Source organism: Collinsella sp. AF02-46-1 (assembly GCF_003465825.1).
GTDB lineage: Bacteria > Actinomycetota > Coriobacteriia > Coriobacteriales > Coriobacteriaceae > Collinsella.
Map to the genome: position 1 here is coordinate 1 of NZ_QSBV01000020.1, position 13636 is coordinate 13636.

Genomic DNA, 13636 nt, shown 5'->3' on the forward strand with positions numbered 1-13636 from the left:
ACCTCAAGTACCGCCGCTACTACCACCAGTTCGACTACTAAGAGCTGGTCGCAGGTCCGATATCTTGGCTGGTTGATATCTCGACCCTACACAAGGGCGTCCGCATTTGCGCGGGCGCCCTTTTTGCGTTGCTGTCGGCGCAGGGTGTCTTCGGCGGAAAGTTCATCCCGGGCTTGCGGCTCGGAGTGGGACGCGCTTTCCTGCTGGGCTGGGGGAATCGCCAGATTGAGCTGAGGGCCCGCCCCTATGTTTCTAAATGAATACGCTGTGAGCCGAGGGAGACGATTTTCCCCGCAAGCACTCTAGTATGCTAAAGTACCCAGAAGACCGGCGGAGCTATGCCGGTCTTCTGTTCTATGCGAAGCACAGCATGAGGAGGCTCACCAGATGACGGCCACACCGTGGGGATTCCGGGACATATTGCCCGAGGAGGCTCAGGCACGCGAGGAGATCGCATGTACGGTGAAGGGCTGCTTTAGGGAGCATCATTACCTGCCGGTTGAGACGCCGCTGCTCGAGGACAAGGGTTCGCTCGAGGAAGGTGGCCGCATTGCGGACACGCCGTTTAAGCTCTTTGACGATGATGGGCGTTTGCTGGTGGTCCGTCCCGACAACACGTTGCCGATCGTGCGCTTGGTTTCGACCCGCATGCGCGCGGCCGACCTGCCCCTGCGCCTGCGCTACGAGGCGCCGGTGGTTCGCGAGTGCCAGCGCAATGCCGGCGGCTCGCGTCAGTTTACGCAGCTGGGCTTTGAGCTCATCGGTGCGGGCGACGCCGCGGGCGATGTCGAGATTGTCTCGCTGGTAGCCGAGGCCGTGCGCAAGCTGGCGTTGCCCGATGCGCGCATTATCGCAGGTAGCGTGCGTCCTTTTAAGGAGCTGCTCGCGGCGTGCGAGGATCGCGAGCTGGCTGCCGAGGCCCTGCGCTGCGTGCACGCCAATGACTTTGTGGGCCTCGATGCCCGCGTGGCGGCAAGCGCCGAGTCCGAGGCCGTCAAGGCCGCCATTAGCGAGCTGCCGCGCCTACACGGCGGAGCCGAGGTGCTTGACCGCGTGGACGCGCTGCTGGAGACCGCCGGTATCGTCGCGCCGCTGACGCGCGAGCTGCGTGCCCTGGTCGAGGGCCTGGCACCCGAGGACGCCCAGGTGCTGTCATTCGACTTCTCCATCATGAACTCTTTCGATTACTACACGGGCCTGGTCTTTAAGGCCTATGCCGGCGGCCTGCCCGATCCGGTGGGCTCGGGCGGTCGCTACGACTCCATCTTTACCGGCGCATTTGGCGACGGTATCGAGGTGCCGGCGGCGGGCTTCGCCTTTTCGCTCGAGCGCCTGGAGGCCGCGCGCACCTCGGCCGAGGATGCCGCTTCCAATGGCGACCACGCCGCGGGCCGTGGCGCCGAGGGCCCGCTGCGCATCGCTGTGCCCAAGGGCTCGCTTAAGGCCGACACGCTCGACGTGCTCGAGACCGCGGGCTTGGACGTCTCTGAGCTGCGTGACCCCGGCCGTCACCTGATCGTGCGCGGCCGCGACACGCGTGCCGGCAAGGGCGCGGTCGTCGATATCGAGTTTGTCATCGTGCGTTCCAGCGATGCGCCTGCCTTTGTGGGCTGCGGTGGTGCCGATTGCGGCATCTGCGGTTGGGACTCGCTCATCGAGGCGGACCTCAACCTGCTGCAGCTGGTCGACCTGGGCTATGGCCTGTGCACCTTTATCGAGGCGGAGCCCGCGTGGCGCGCCGGTCAGGCCGAGCGCAACTATGCCCGCCGCGGTTCGCTTCGCGTGGCAACCAAGTACCCGCGCATCGCGAGTGCCTGGTATGCCGAGCGCGGCGTGAACGCCGACATCGTTTCGCTGCACGGTAACATCGAGCTGGGCCCCATCGTCGGCATGACCGATCGCATCGTGGACATTACCGCCACTGGTGCCACCCTGCGCGACAACGACTTGGTCATCACCGGCCGCATTATGGACTGCACGGCCCGCTTCTTTGTCAATCCGGGTGCCGCGCGCCTGGACCCGCGCGTGCGCAACCTAGCCGATCGCCTGGCGGCTGCCGTGAAGGACAAGCATTTTGAGCCCGTCGCGGGCTCGGCACAATAGCGCGAGCGCGCACGGACGCCCCAACGTCCGGGCTGCGGGCCGATTGGCGCCGCCGCCCGGTCTCTCGTTTTTCGAACACAACCTCGACCGATAGGGGATACCGATATGAAGACCATCAAGCTTGCTCCCGGTGAGCGCCTCGTCACCAACCAGCTCAACCGCAAGGGTGTGCTGCCGCAAAACATCGTCGACGCCGCCCGCGATATCGTGGCCAACGTGCGCGCCAACGGCGATGCCGCGGTGCGCGATTACTGCCAGCGTTTTGACGGTGTCGAGCTGCAGAGCTTCCGTCTGCCGCAGGAGCAGATCGATGCCGCGCTCGAAGGCCTCGACCCGGCTTTTGTCGCCGCGCTCGAGAAAGCCGCGCGTCAGATTCGCGAGTTCCACCAGCGCGAGGTCGAGCAGAGCTGGTTTACCACGCGCCCGGACGGCACGATGCTCGGCGTTAAGGTGACCCCGCTCGCGGCGGCTGGCATCTACGTGCCGGGCGGTCGCGCGCAGTATCCCTCCACCGTGCTCATGAATGCCATTCCCGCCAAGGTCGCCGGCGTCAAGCGCGTGGTCATGGTGACCCCGCCGCAAAAGGACGGCCTTATCAGCCCCTACACGCTCGCCGCGGCCAAGCTCGGCGGCGTGGACGAGATCTATATGGTGGGCGGCGCCCAGGCCGTGGCCGCGCTGGCGTACGGTACCGAGACCATTCCGCGTGTCGACAAGATTACCGGCCCGGGCAACGCCTTTGTCGCTGCGGCCAAGCAGATTGTTTCGGGCGATGTGGGCATCGACATGGTCGCCGGCCCCTCCGAGGTCTGCGTGCTGGCCGACGCCACGGCCAAGCCCATGGTGGTCGCGGCCGACCTGATGGCCCAGGCTGAGCACGATCCGCTGGCGGCCTGCTATCTCGTGACCTGCGACGAGCAGTTTGCGCGCGAGGTCGAGGCGGGTATCGACATTCTGGTGGCGCAGTCCCCGCGCGCCGAGATCACGCGCGCCTCGCTCGATAACGAGGGCACCATCGTGGTTGCCGCCGACATGGCTGCCGCCGTCGAGGCCGTGAACACCGTGGCACCCGAACACCTTGAGCTGCACTGCAAGGACGCGATGGGCCTGCTCGGCGGCATTCGCAACGCCGGCGCCATCTTTGTGGGCGCTTGGAGCTCCGAGCCGCTCGGCGATTATGTTGCTGGCCCCAATCACACGCTGCCGACCGGCGGCACGGCCATGTTCTCCAACCCGCTTTCGGTCGAAGAGTTCGTTAAGCGCTCGAGCGTCATTTGCTATACGCCCGAGGGCCTGCTCTCTGACGCTCCCGCTACGCAGCGCCTGGCCGAGGCCGAGGGCCTGTGGGCACACGCTCTTTCGGCCGCACTGCGCCGCCGCGTGTTGGAGCAGGGCGAGGATGCCGTGAGTGCCGAGTCGCTGGCCGCGGCCGACCTGACCAAGGTCGCCTGGCCGGGCGATGCGACCGCGACGGTCGCCGAGGGCGTGGACCTGGCGGCGGCTGCGGGCGAGGATGGCGCCCCGACCGGCAAGGAGGCCTAATATGGCCGAGCTGACGCCCCGCATGAAGGAGCTCGTCCAGCCCTATCTGGCCGGCATTGAGCCCTACGATCCCAACTTTACACCCACGCGCATCAACCTTTCGGCAAACGAGAACACCTATCCCGTGCCGGTCGGCGTGCGCGAGGCGGTTGATGCGGCGCTTGCCGCCACACCGCTCAACCGCTATCCCGATCCCATGTCCAACGACCTGCGCGACGAGCTTGCTGCCTGGCATGGCGTGACGCGCGAGAATATCTGCGTGGGCAACGGCGGTGACGAGCTGCTCTATAACTGCCTGCTGGCGTTTGGCGGCGCGGGGAGGACCCTGCTCAACTGCCCGCCGTGCTTTAGTGAGTATGCGTTCTTTGCGTCTCTGTGCCAGACTGAAGTGCGCGATGTGTGGCGCGACCCGGCGACCTTTGAGCTCGACCAAGCGGCTGTGCTCGCAGCGGCGCCCGAGTGCAACCTGGCAATCGTGACCTCGCCCAATAATCCCACGGGCGATGTGGTGCCGCTCGACTTTGTCGCGGCCCTGTGCGATGCATGCCCCGGCATGGTGATGGTCGACGAGGCCTATGTTGAGTTTGCCGACGATTCGTTTGGCGCGGCAACCACGGCGCAAGGCCTTATCGCCGAGCATCCCAACCTGGTGATTCTGCACACGCTGTCCAAGGCGTTCGGCGCCGCCGGCACGCGTCTGGGCTATGTGATCGCGGCGCCCGAGGTCATCGATGTGTTCGCGGCGATTCGCCAGATCTATTCGGTCAATGTGCTGAGCCAGGCCGCAGCGCTTGCCTGCGTGCGTGCCCGTGATGCGTATGCACCCGTGGTGGCGCAGGTCGCATCCGAGCGCGAGCGCGAGTTGTGCGCCCTGCGCGCAATGGCTGCCGAGGGCATGCCCGTGGAGGCATGGCCGAGCGCGGCGAATTTTGTGTTCGTGCGCACGCCGCATGCCACGCGCGTGCGCGAGCGTCTGCGCGACGAGTATTCGATTCTGGTGCGCGACTTTAGCTACGCGCCGGGGCTCGCGGACTGCCTGCGCATTACCGTGGGCACCCCGCAGGAAAACGACGAGGTGCTGGTCGCGTTTGCCGCGCTGGTGAAGGAGGAGATGTAGATGGACCGCTATGCCGAGGTAACCCGCAAGACGGGCGAGACCGACATTGTCGTCAAACTCGACCTGGATGGATCCGGCGTGTGCGATATCTCGACCGGCGTGCCGTTTTTCGACCACATGCTCAACGCCTTTGGCCGCCATGGTCTGTTCGATCTGACGGTGCATGCGGTGGGCGACGTGGAGGTCGATGCGCACCACACCGTCGAGGACACGGGTATTGTGCTGGGCGAGGCGTTTTGTCAGGCGCTGGGCGACAAGGCGGGCATTACGCGCTTTGCCGACGCGGCGATCGCCATGGACGAGACGCTTGTGATGGCTGCTGTTGATATTTCGGGCCGCGGGCAGGCCTACTGCGAGCTGCCCGTGCCCACCGAGCGCGTGGGCAGCTTTGATACCGAGCTGGCCGTCGAGTTCTTCTACGCCTTCGCGCGCGATGCCAAGCTCACGCTGCACGTTCGCGAACTGGCGGGTGGTAACTCGCATCACATTATCGAGGCCGCCTTTAAGGCCGTGGGCCGCACGATGCGCCACGCCTGCGAGCTCGATCCCCGCGTGCAGGGCATCCCCAGCACCAAGGGCTCGCTGTAACCGCTACAAAGGTAAAACCACTACGAAGGTGCCTGTCCCCTTTGTGGTGGTTTTGGACAAGACGAGGAGGAGGGGTCGCGTGGGCGAACCGAAGATCGTGGTGGTCGACTACCACAAGGGCAACTTGTCGAGCGTCGTGCGCGGACTTGCGCGCGCCGGTGCCGCCGCCTGTACGTCGGATGATCCGGAGCAGATCCGCGACGCCGACGGCCTGGTCATCCCGGGTGTGGGCGCGTTCTATGACGCGATCGCCTTTATGCGCCAGAGCGGCGAGGCGGACGCGGTGCTCGGTGCCGTTGTCGCCGGAACTCCGCTGCTCGGCATCTGCCTGGGTCTTCAGCTCTTTTTTGAGCGCGGCAACGAGGGCGTGCCTGCGGACGAGGGCGTGGCCGCGGATGGCGGCACCCCCGAGCAGGCTGGCGGCCCCTGGGTCGATGGCCTGGGTATCATGCGCGGTTCGTGTACGCGCTTGGAATCGAGTCGTCTGAAGGTGCCGCACGTGGGCTGGGACCAGGTGCACATGACGCCCGCCGGTGCTGCCGACCCGCTGCTCACCGGTTTTGCCGAGGGCGCCAACATGTACTTCACTCACAGCTACGCGGTGACCGACGACGCCGATGCCGCTGATGTTTTGGCGCGCACACACTACACGCGGAGTTTCCCGTGCATCGTGCGTCGCGGCAACGTGTGGGGCTGCCAGTTCCATCCCGAGAAATCCTCCGCGCTTGGTCAGCGCATCCTTAAGAACTTCGTCAACATCGTCGAGGAGGCCGGCCGATGATCCTGTTTCCTGCAATCGATTTGATCGGCGGCAAGGTCGTGCGCCTGGAGCGCGGCGACCGGAGCCGCTGCAAGGTATATTCCGACGACCCCGTGGCCGTTGCTCGCTCCTTTGCCGAGCAGGGTGCGAGCTGGGTGCACGTCGTCGACCTGTCCGCTGCCTTTGGCGAGGACGAGGACGCGTGCGCTGCCAACTCGGCGGCGATCGAGGCCATCTGCGGCGTCGACGGTCTGTCGGTGGACGTGGGCGGCGGCGTTCGCTCGCTCGCGCGCATCGACGAGCTGGCCGGCTACGGCGCGCGTCGCATCGCACTGGGCACCGTGCTGGTGACTGAGCCGGGTTTTGCCGAGGTGGCGGCCCAAGGCTTTGGCGAGCTGCTGGTGGCAGATATTGCCGCCCGTGACGGCCAGGTCAAGGTGAACGGTTGGCGCGACGGTGCGGGTGTGGCGCTCGACGATGCCGTGGCGCAGCTCACGGAGCTGGGCTTTAAACATCTGGTGTATACCGATATCGCGCGCGACGGTATGCAGACGGGCATCGACGTGGCAGCATATCGCCACGTGGCCGAGGTCGCGGGCTTTCCCGTTGTGGCGTCGGGCGGCATCTCGACGCTCGACGATATCCGTGCGCTCGCCGCAGTGGGCGAGGGCGCTATTGAGGGCGCCATCACCGGTCGCGCGCTCTACGAGGGCAACTTTACGCTGGTACAGGCGTTGGCCGCCGCGCGAGGGGAGGAGTAGCCCATGCTTACCAAACGCGTCATTCCCTGCCTGGACGTTAAGGACGGCCGCGTGGTCAAGGGCGTCAACTTTGTGAGCCTGCGCGATGCGGGCGATCCGGTGGAGCTTGCCCGTGCCTACGATCGCGAAGGTGCGGACGAGGTCGTGTTCCTGGACATCACTGCCACGAGCGACAACCGTGCGACGACCATCGAGATGGCGGCGCATGCGGCCGAGGAGCTCGCCATTCCCTACGCCGTGGGCGGTGGCTTTCGCGACCTTGCGGGCATGCGAACGATGGTGGCGGCCGGTGCCGACAAGGTATCGCTCAACTCTGCCGCTGTGCGCGACCCATCGCTGATCAGCCAAGCTGCCGCGGCGTTTGGCAGCCAGGCCGTGGTCGTGGCGATCGATGCCAAGCGCGTCGGCCTGCCTGGGCAGCCGGATGCCGACAAGTGGGAGGTCTTTACCGCGGGAGGCCGCAATGCCACGGGTATCGACGCGGTGGCGTGGGCCGAGGAGGCGGCCCGTCGCGGCGCCGGCGAGATCTTGCTCACCAGCATGGACCGCGACGGCACCAAGGCTGGTTTTGACCTGGCGCTCACCCGCGCCGTGGCGCGCGCGGTGTCGATTCCCGTCATCGCGAGCGGCGGCGTGGGCACGCTCGAGCATTTTGCCGAGGGCGTGATCGAGGGCGAAGCCGACGCCGTACTGGCGGCCAGCGTCTTTCACTTTGGAACCTTCAGCATTCGCCAGGTGAAGGAGTATATGGCCAGCCAAGGCATCCCTGTGAGGCTGGACTTCTAGTGCTGCGGCTTGCCCAGGCACCGCATCTTGCCGCTCAAACCGTCGCTCGCGTACCAAAGTACGCGTCGCTCCTCTTTCGCGGCAACCTGCGGCACCTGGACAACCCTCGCCGACCTGTGGGATTTCGTTTGTTACTTGGGAGAAATGATGACTGAGGTAATAAATGCTACCGAGCTTAAATACGACGCCCACGGGCTGATTCCTTGTGTGGTTCAGCAATATGACACCGGCGAGGTGCTTATGGTTGCTTGGATGAACGAGGAATCGGTGGGGCTGACGCTCAAGACCGGGACCACGTGGTTTTGGAGTCGCAGCCGTCAGGAGCTCTGGAACAAGGGCGCGACGAGTGGCAACATGCAAGAGGTCAAGGAGCTCTGGGCCGACTGCGATAGCGATACGCTGCTGGTCAAGGTGGACTCGCCGGGCCCGGCCTGCCATACCGGCAACCGTACCTGCTTCTTTAAGCGCGTGGAAGGGGGAGTGCGATGAAAGTCGTGACGCCGTTCGAGGTCGCCGAATGCAACACCGAGCTCCTCCGCGCGGGCGTGCCATGCCGCGTGCACCTGACTGATGCCTGCGGGGCGCAGTCGCTTTGGCTCGAGGCCGAGAAGGAAAGGCTCGATGAGGCCCATGCCGTCATCGTCGAGTTCTTTGAGAAAAAGGGCGCAAAGCCTCGGTTCGATGAGACCGGTACCTACTTTACGCTGCAGTAACGAGAGGAAATAACCATGGGAGTCAGAACAGCTAACGTGCAGCCGGGAAACATCGGTGAGACGCTGACGGGACTGGCCGAGGTGATTCACGGCCGTCGCGATGCGCCGCCGCAGGAGAGCTATACCGCGCGTCTGCTGACCGACGTCGAGGACGAGCTTCTCAAGAAGCTTGCCGAGGAGGCGAGCGAGGTGATCATGGCCTGCAAGGACAACGACCACGATCACATCCGCTACGAGGCCGGCGACCTGATCTACCACCTGCTCGTGACGCTCGAGCGCTACGGCATCACCCTCGACGAACTGGCCGGCGAACTCAACGCCCGCCGCCACTAGTCATTGGGGACGTTCTTAAACGACTAGTTAGGCGAGGGGCGTGGATTCCCATTCGCCGGTGGGGTGGGGGATATCGAAGGCCCGGTAGCCGCAGTCGTAGGCGTGGGCCTGGGCCTCGCGGATGTTCCAGCAGATGTCGCAGGCGCGGTGCGCGTCCGAGCCAAAGGTGATGGGCACCTCGGCATGGGCGAAGCGGCGCAACAGCCCGGTCGCGGGGTAGTAATCGTCGAGCCCCTTGCGCGGTGCGGCGGTCGAGACCTCAACCCGCCGACCCGTATCGTGGGCGCATTCGGCCATCTGCTCCCAAAACGGCGCGGGGTCAAAGTCGGGTGCAAAGCCGTCCTTCGAAAAGCGCATGACCAGGTCGGGATGGGCCATCGCGTCAAAGTTGAGTGAGCTTTCGCAAGCACGGCACCAGTCGTCGACGTAGCACTCCCACACGCCGCGCACGCCTAAGTTTTCCCAAACATGCAGGTTGGTATCGTCGTCGATCCAGCCGCAGCTCGAATCGGGCGTATCGGGACGAGCGACGTCCTCCGTCCCCGCCGTGCCCGCAGCGCCTGCCGCAATATCGCCTGGGTTGCCAATCCAATGCACGCTGCCCAGGCGTACGACTGCGCCCCGGGACCAGCGCTCTACCAAGGGCTCGCAGCCCTCGTACCAATCGCATTCAAAACCGTAGATAAAGGTGAGCTCCGGCGCAATCTGCGCGGCGAGTTTGCGGGCGTCCTCAAAGGCCAGGCGATGTGCCGGCAAGTCGCCCTCGACAACCTGCACTTCGCAGTTGGCGTCCATGCTGGCAGGCAGGGTGAGGTGGTCGGTCGAGACCATGACACGGCAGCCGGCGGCGGCAGCAGCGCGGACGTTGTCCTCAAACGAGGCATGGCCGTCCGAAAACGAAGTATGGGTGTGGCAATCGACCAGCGGGCAGGCGGGCATGGCGACTCCTTTGCATTTGGTGAATCCGCTCCATTGTAATGGCGCAGCCCTCAACACGCCGGGCACGCCGGGGGTCGAAATCGATCGGAAAGGCTGCGCGGCGCGTGGTGCGGCCTCGCTTCAAAACGTGTACGTCAGCCTCCAAAACCGACAAAAAATGACCTGTTTGGAGGCTGACGTACATGTTTGGATAGGGGCGAGGGCGGCGACGGGCGAAAGTCACGCCTGTGCCACGTCCGATGTGCTAGCGTTTGGGTGAATAAAACGAGCCCGTGCGGAAAGGATCCGGACCGTATGCAACGTGGAAGTACATCTTCGCTGTCCCGCGAGATCGATGCGCCCGAGACCATCGTCAAGCTGGAATGCGACATCGACGATGCGTCGCCCGAGGTGCTCGCCTACGCCGCCGATCGCCTGCGCGAGGCGGGTGCGCGCGAGGTACACTGGCTGCCCCTCTACTGCAAGAAAGGCCGTCCCGGCTGGCAGCTGCAGGTGATCTGCTCGCACGAGGATATCGAGCGCCTGCAGACGATTATCTTTTTGGAAACCACGACCAACGGCATCCGGCGCCAGGTCATGGAGCGCGTTTGCCTGCCGCGCCGCTTTGAGCAGGTCGCAACGCCTTGGGGCGAGGTGTCCGTTAAGGTAGCCACCCTGCCCGATGGCAGCGAGCGCGCGGCGCCCGAGTACGAGGACTGCGCCCGCCTTGCCCGTGAGCACAACGTGCCGCTCCAACGCGTGATGCAGACGGCCCAAGCCGCGGCACTGCGATTTGAGTAACGCGGCCGGTGGCACGCCACGCCCGGCCCCATCAACCCCACCCGAAAGGACCTCCATGAAATGCCTCATCGCCTCCGACATCCACGGCTCGGCATATTGGGCCGAGCGCCTGTGCACTGCCATCGAGTCCGAGCAGCCCGACCGCATCGTGCTGCTGGGCGACCTGCTCTACCACGGCCCGCGTAACGACCTGCCGCGCGATTACGCCCCCAAGCGCGTGATTCCGCTGCTCAACGCCCTGGCCGACCGCATCATCGCGGTGCGCGGCAACTGTGACGCCGAGGTCGACCAGATGGTGCTCGACTTTCCCGTCATGGCAGACTACGCCATGCTGTTCGACGAGGCCGGCCGCGAGCTGTTCCTGACGCATGGCCATGTCTTTGGTGCCGGCATGCACAACAGCGTCGACCACGCGCCTGCGCTGCCCGAGGGCTCCGCGCTCGTCTACGGTCACACGCATATCAAGGTTAACGAGGCAAGCGAGGCGCACCCGGGCCTGTGGCTGTTCAATCCCGGCAGCGTGAGCATTCCCAAGGACGGTACGCACAGCTACGGTATCTATGAGGGCGGTGCGTTCCGCCACGTGATCCTGGAGGAGGAATAACCATGGCGCAGCATATGGCTCAGCAAAATGCCGAGGGTTCGCGCGACCTGTCGACGCTGGTAGATGCGTCGGCCGAGCTGCAGCATCTGGTGCAGACCATCTGGCGCCTGCGTCAGCCCGATGGCTGCCCGTGGGACCGCGAACAGACGCATCAGAGCATCGGCAAGAACATGATCGAGGAAGCCTACGAGGCGCTCGATTGCATTGAGGCGGACGACGTGGCGCATCTGCGCGAGGAGCTCGGCGACGTGCTCATGCAGGTCGTGCTGCATGCGCAGATTGCGGCAGACGCCGGTGAGTTTACGCTGGCCGATGTGGCACGCGATATCGACGCCAAACTCATCCGCCGCCACCCGCACGTGTTTGGCGATGCGAATGCCGACAGCCCCGACGAGGTGCTCAAGATCTGGGACGAGGTCAAGCTTGCCGAGAAGGCTGCCAAGGACAAGGCCGTGGCAGCGGGTGAGGCTGCGCCCGAGAGCCTGCTCGACGGCGTGCCCACGCATCTGCCGGCGCTGATGCAGGCCCAGAAGGTGTCGCGCAAGGCGGCTGCCGTGGGCTTTGAGTGGGAGACGGTCCAGGACGTATGGGACGAGGTTGCCGAGGAGCGTGCCGAGTTTGAGGCCGAGGCTCCCGGCTCGCCCGAGCGCGAGATGGAGTTTGGCGACCTGCTCTTTGCCCTGGTCAACGTTGCGCGCAAGGAGGGCATCGATGCCGAGAGCGCCCTGCGCGCGAGCACGGCCAAGTTCCGTCGCCGCTGGGCCGCGATGGAGGCTGCTGCGCGCGGGGCGGGCGATGACCTCGCCGCCCGCTCAACCGCTCAACTCAACGACCTGTGGGACCAAGCAAAAGCAAGCGAGTGAGACCTGCGTCTCTCGCGGCATCCATTCGCAGAGAGGTCTCTACAAGCAAAAAGCCATATACAACGGAAGATGTGCCAGCTGCGCTTCGGCATCCCACTCGAGTTGTTTAGGGTGCAACACGTAAGCCGTCCCAATTTTCTTGTTAAAGCGCGCGCGGAATCGGTCGAGAGAGATGGTTCCGTATCTGCGTGGCAACTTAACTTCGATGGGGCTGATGCGCGGCTTTCCGGCGGCATTGACATAGGGTCGGGTAACGAGGAAGTCGATTTCCATGCGCTCCTCCCCCTCCTTCTTTCCGCTTTGGGAATAAAAGAAGAGCCTGTGTCCATTGGCCTTTAGAGATTGGGCAACGTAGTTTTCGCTAAGCATTCCTTCGTTCAATCCGATGTCGCCGCGAAGCACGGCCCTGTAAACGTCTTCATCGGTATCGTTGTTGTCAGAGAAGGCAAGCGTCACAAGCAGGCCGGTGTCTGCCATGTAGCACTTGAGTGCTGTTTGCTCCATGCTGAGTGAAAGGCCCACGCTCGGCTCGCTTGCGGCATAGCAGATATTGGCAATTCGCGCGTCTGCCAGCCAAAAGAAGGCTGCTTCGTAGGTGCGCATGCGCGCGTTTTTATCAAGTGAGGAAAGCTTGAATCGCTTTTCGTGCCTAGAGAGTTGACCCGGGATGCCATCGAGTACGGAGACGACTTTGAATTCGTAACCGGTTGCAAAACGAGAGATATCGTTGCGATAGAGCTGGACGATTCGGCGTTTCGATGCGTCGACGGGCGCAAAAGCGCGCTGTTCAACATAGATGGATACCGGCTCAGGCATGCCGCCTACGAGCATGTATTCGCGCATAAGGGAGAGCGCTCTGCGATGTGGGGCATCGGGGAGCGGCTTCATTTTGCTAAAGCTCATGCGAATGAGATCGGCCAGCCCCCTTTCGTCCATGCCCCAGAGGAACTCCTCAAAGTCGAGGGGCTCAAGTTCCAAAGACTCTTCCTCGGACGGGATGACGATATCTTTAATGTTTTGCTTGATGCTGAGCAGGGATCCAGTTTCGATGTAGTCGTAACGTCCGTCTGCAACGAGATACTTGATGAGTCCGCGTGCTTGTGGGTACATCTGGACCTCGTCAAAGACGATAAGCGTCTCGTGTTCATAGAGTTTGACGTTATAGAAAACCGAGAGATAGAGGAAGAGCGAGTCGAAGTCAGTGCGATAGTCCTCAAAATATTGCTTAACTTCGGCAGGTGCTTGAAAGAAATCAATGACAAGGCAGGACTTGTATTCGGTTTCTCCAAACGTGCGGGCAAGCGTGCTCTTGCCGACGCGGCGGGCTCCTTCAATAAGAAGTGCTGTTTTACCAGTGCTTTCATGCTTCCATTTTAGTAGTGTGTCATAGGCTTTTCGTTTAAGCATGGCTACCTCGTGCACGATATCCAGAACTTTTATAACCTGATTATGCACGATATCCAGAACTTCAGACCCTTAGATTTGCACGATATCCAGAACTTTGCACGATGCGAAGCACATTATTGGCTCTTACATTCGCAAGTCGGGTTAAAACGGAATGCGGATTGGAGATTTTAATGGAGAGGACCTCTAGAGATGAATGCCTGGTGTAAAAACAAGGGCCCTAAAGAATGATTTCTCCAATTCATATGTATCCATTGGCTAACTTAGGGCATAATGCAAAAAGTGCGACAAGGCTAACTTGCAAACCAAAGCGCCACATTGGCGCAATGCCGTGTCGCCAAGC

The 13636-nt window shown here is 63.4% G+C and carries 15 protein-coding genes; 13 read left to right on the top strand and 2 right to left on the bottom strand.

The window, feature by feature from the left end:
* The first annotated feature begins 387 nt into the window (after positions 1 to 387).
* The 10 genes from hisG (at position 388) to hisE (ending at position 8703) form a co-directional block, all read left to right on the top strand.
* Positions 388 to 2103: an ATP phosphoribosyltransferase gene (hisG, locus tag DWV20_RS08315; RefSeq protein WP_118256788.1), complete on the top strand. Its 1716-nt coding sequence runs from the start codon at positions 388 to 390 to the stop codon at positions 2101 to 2103.
* Between the two features lie 105 nt (positions 2104 to 2208).
* Positions 2209 to 3645 (top strand): histidinol dehydrogenase, encoded by a 1437-nt coding sequence (gene hisD / locus DWV20_RS08320; protein ID WP_118256789.1) that lies wholly within the window; start codon positions 2209 to 2211, stop codon positions 3643 to 3645.
* Between the two features lies 1 nt (position 3646).
* Positions 3647 to 4762 carry a histidinol-phosphate transaminase gene (hisC, locus tag DWV20_RS08325; protein ID WP_233539805.1) on the top strand — a complete coding sequence of 372 codons (1116 nt, stop codon included), beginning with the start codon at positions 3647 to 3649 and terminating at the stop codon, positions 4760 to 4762.
* On the top strand, positions 4763 to 5350 hold the full coding sequence (gene hisB, locus DWV20_RS08330) for an imidazoleglycerol-phosphate dehydratase HisB (RefSeq protein WP_117779030.1): 588 nt from the start codon (positions 4763 to 4765) through the stop codon (positions 5348 to 5350).
* A 79-nt stretch (positions 5351 to 5429) separates the two neighbouring features.
* Positions 5430 to 6131 (top strand): imidazole glycerol phosphate synthase subunit HisH, encoded by a 702-nt coding sequence (gene hisH / locus DWV20_RS08335; protein ID WP_118256791.1) that lies wholly within the window; start codon positions 5430 to 5432, stop codon positions 6129 to 6131.
* Positions 6128 to 6871, top strand: a complete 744-nt coding sequence (locus DWV20_RS08340) for a HisA/HisF-related TIM barrel protein (protein WP_117817579.1) — start codon at positions 6128 to 6130, stop codon at positions 6869 to 6871. Before hisH ends, DWV20_RS08340 begins: the two co-directional genes overlap by 4 nt.
* 3 nt (positions 6872 to 6874) lie before the next feature.
* A complete protein-coding gene (gene hisF, locus DWV20_RS08345; RefSeq protein WP_117716250.1) occupies positions 6875 to 7657 on the top strand; it encodes an imidazole glycerol phosphate synthase subunit HisF in 783 nt (260 codons plus the stop codon).
* 147 nt (positions 7658 to 7804) lie between these two features.
* A complete protein-coding gene (gene hisI, locus DWV20_RS08350) occupies positions 7805 to 8146 on the top strand; it encodes a phosphoribosyl-AMP cyclohydrolase (protein ID WP_118256792.1) in 342 nt (113 codons plus the stop codon).
* Positions 8143 to 8370, top strand: a complete 228-nt coding sequence (locus DWV20_RS08355) for a hypothetical protein (protein WP_117799851.1) — start codon at positions 8143 to 8145, stop codon at positions 8368 to 8370. Before hisI ends, DWV20_RS08355 begins: the two co-directional genes overlap by 4 nt.
* 15 nt (positions 8371 to 8385) lie before the next feature.
* Positions 8386 to 8703: a phosphoribosyl-ATP diphosphatase gene (gene hisE, locus DWV20_RS08360; protein ID WP_117629974.1), complete on the top strand. Its 318-nt coding sequence runs from the start codon at positions 8386 to 8388 to the stop codon at positions 8701 to 8703.
* 27 nt (positions 8704 to 8730) lie between these two features.
* On the opposite strand, the gene DWV20_RS08365 is transcribed toward hisE, so the two are convergent.
* Entirely contained in the window at positions 8731 to 9642 is a 912-nt protein-coding gene (locus DWV20_RS08365; RefSeq protein WP_118256793.1) for a PHP domain-containing protein, read from the bottom strand.
* Between the two features lie 294 nt (positions 9643 to 9936).
* On the opposite strand from DWV20_RS08365, the gene larC reads away from it, so the two are divergent.
* Genes larC through mazG form a run of 3 tightly spaced genes read left to right on the top strand, consistent with a single transcriptional unit; the run spans position 9937 to position 11889 of the window.
* Positions 9937 to 10422, top strand: coding sequence for a nickel insertion protein (larC, locus tag DWV20_RS08370; RefSeq protein WP_118256794.1), 486 nt, complete (start codon positions 9937 to 9939; stop codon positions 10420 to 10422).
* A gap of 55 nt (positions 10423 to 10477) precedes the next feature.
* The gene (yfcE, locus tag DWV20_RS08375) at positions 10478 to 11026 is read left to right on the top strand and encodes a phosphodiesterase (protein ID WP_118256795.1); all 549 of its coding nucleotides are present in this window, start codon (positions 10478 to 10480) and stop codon (positions 11024 to 11026) included.
* 2 nt (positions 11027 to 11028) lie between these two features.
* Positions 11029 to 11889: a nucleoside triphosphate pyrophosphohydrolase gene (mazG, locus tag DWV20_RS08380; protein WP_118256796.1), complete on the top strand. Its 861-nt coding sequence runs from the start codon at positions 11029 to 11031 to the stop codon at positions 11887 to 11889.
* 39 nt (positions 11890 to 11928) lie between these two features.
* On the opposite strand, the gene DWV20_RS08385 is transcribed toward mazG, so the two are convergent.
* Entirely contained in the window at positions 11929 to 13344 is a 1416-nt protein-coding gene (locus tag DWV20_RS08385; RefSeq protein ID WP_233539806.1) for an ATP-binding protein, read from the bottom strand.
* Between the last annotated feature and the right edge of the window lie 292 nt (positions 13345 to 13636).

Coding starts and splice junctions, on each gene's coding strand:
- hisG (WP_118256788.1), top strand. CDS start 388: ATGACGGCCACACCGTGGGGATTCCGGGACATATTGCCCGAGGAGGCT.
- hisD (WP_118256789.1), top strand. CDS start 2,209: ATGAAGACCATCAAGCTTGCTCCCGGTGAGCGCCTCGTCACCAACCAG.
- hisC (WP_233539805.1), top strand. CDS start 3,647: ATGGCCGAGCTGACGCCCCGCATGAAGGAGCTCGTCCAGCCCTATCTG.
- hisB (WP_117779030.1), top strand. CDS start 4,763: ATGGACCGCTATGCCGAGGTAACCCGCAAGACGGGCGAGACCGACATT.
- DWV20_RS08340 (WP_117817579.1), top strand. CDS start 6,128: ATGATCCTGTTTCCTGCAATCGATTTGATCGGCGGCAAGGTCGTGCGC.
- hisF (WP_117716250.1), top strand. CDS start 6,875: ATGCTTACCAAACGCGTCATTCCCTGCCTGGACGTTAAGGACGGCCGC.
- hisI (WP_118256792.1), top strand. CDS start 7,805: ATGACTGAGGTAATAAATGCTACCGAGCTTAAATACGACGCCCACGGG.
- DWV20_RS08355 (WP_117799851.1), top strand. CDS start 8,143: ATGAAAGTCGTGACGCCGTTCGAGGTCGCCGAATGCAACACCGAGCTC.
- hisE (WP_117629974.1), top strand. CDS start 8,386: ATGGGAGTCAGAACAGCTAACGTGCAGCCGGGAAACATCGGTGAGACG.
- DWV20_RS08365 (WP_118256793.1), bottom strand. CDS start 9,642: ATGCCCGCCTGCCCGCTGGTCGATTGCCACACCCATACTTCGTTTTCG.
- larC (WP_118256794.1), top strand. CDS start 9,937: ATGCAACGTGGAAGTACATCTTCGCTGTCCCGCGAGATCGATGCGCCC.
- yfcE (WP_118256795.1), top strand. CDS start 10,478: ATGAAATGCCTCATCGCCTCCGACATCCACGGCTCGGCATATTGGGCC.
- mazG (WP_118256796.1), top strand. CDS start 11,029: ATGGCGCAGCATATGGCTCAGCAAAATGCCGAGGGTTCGCGCGACCTG.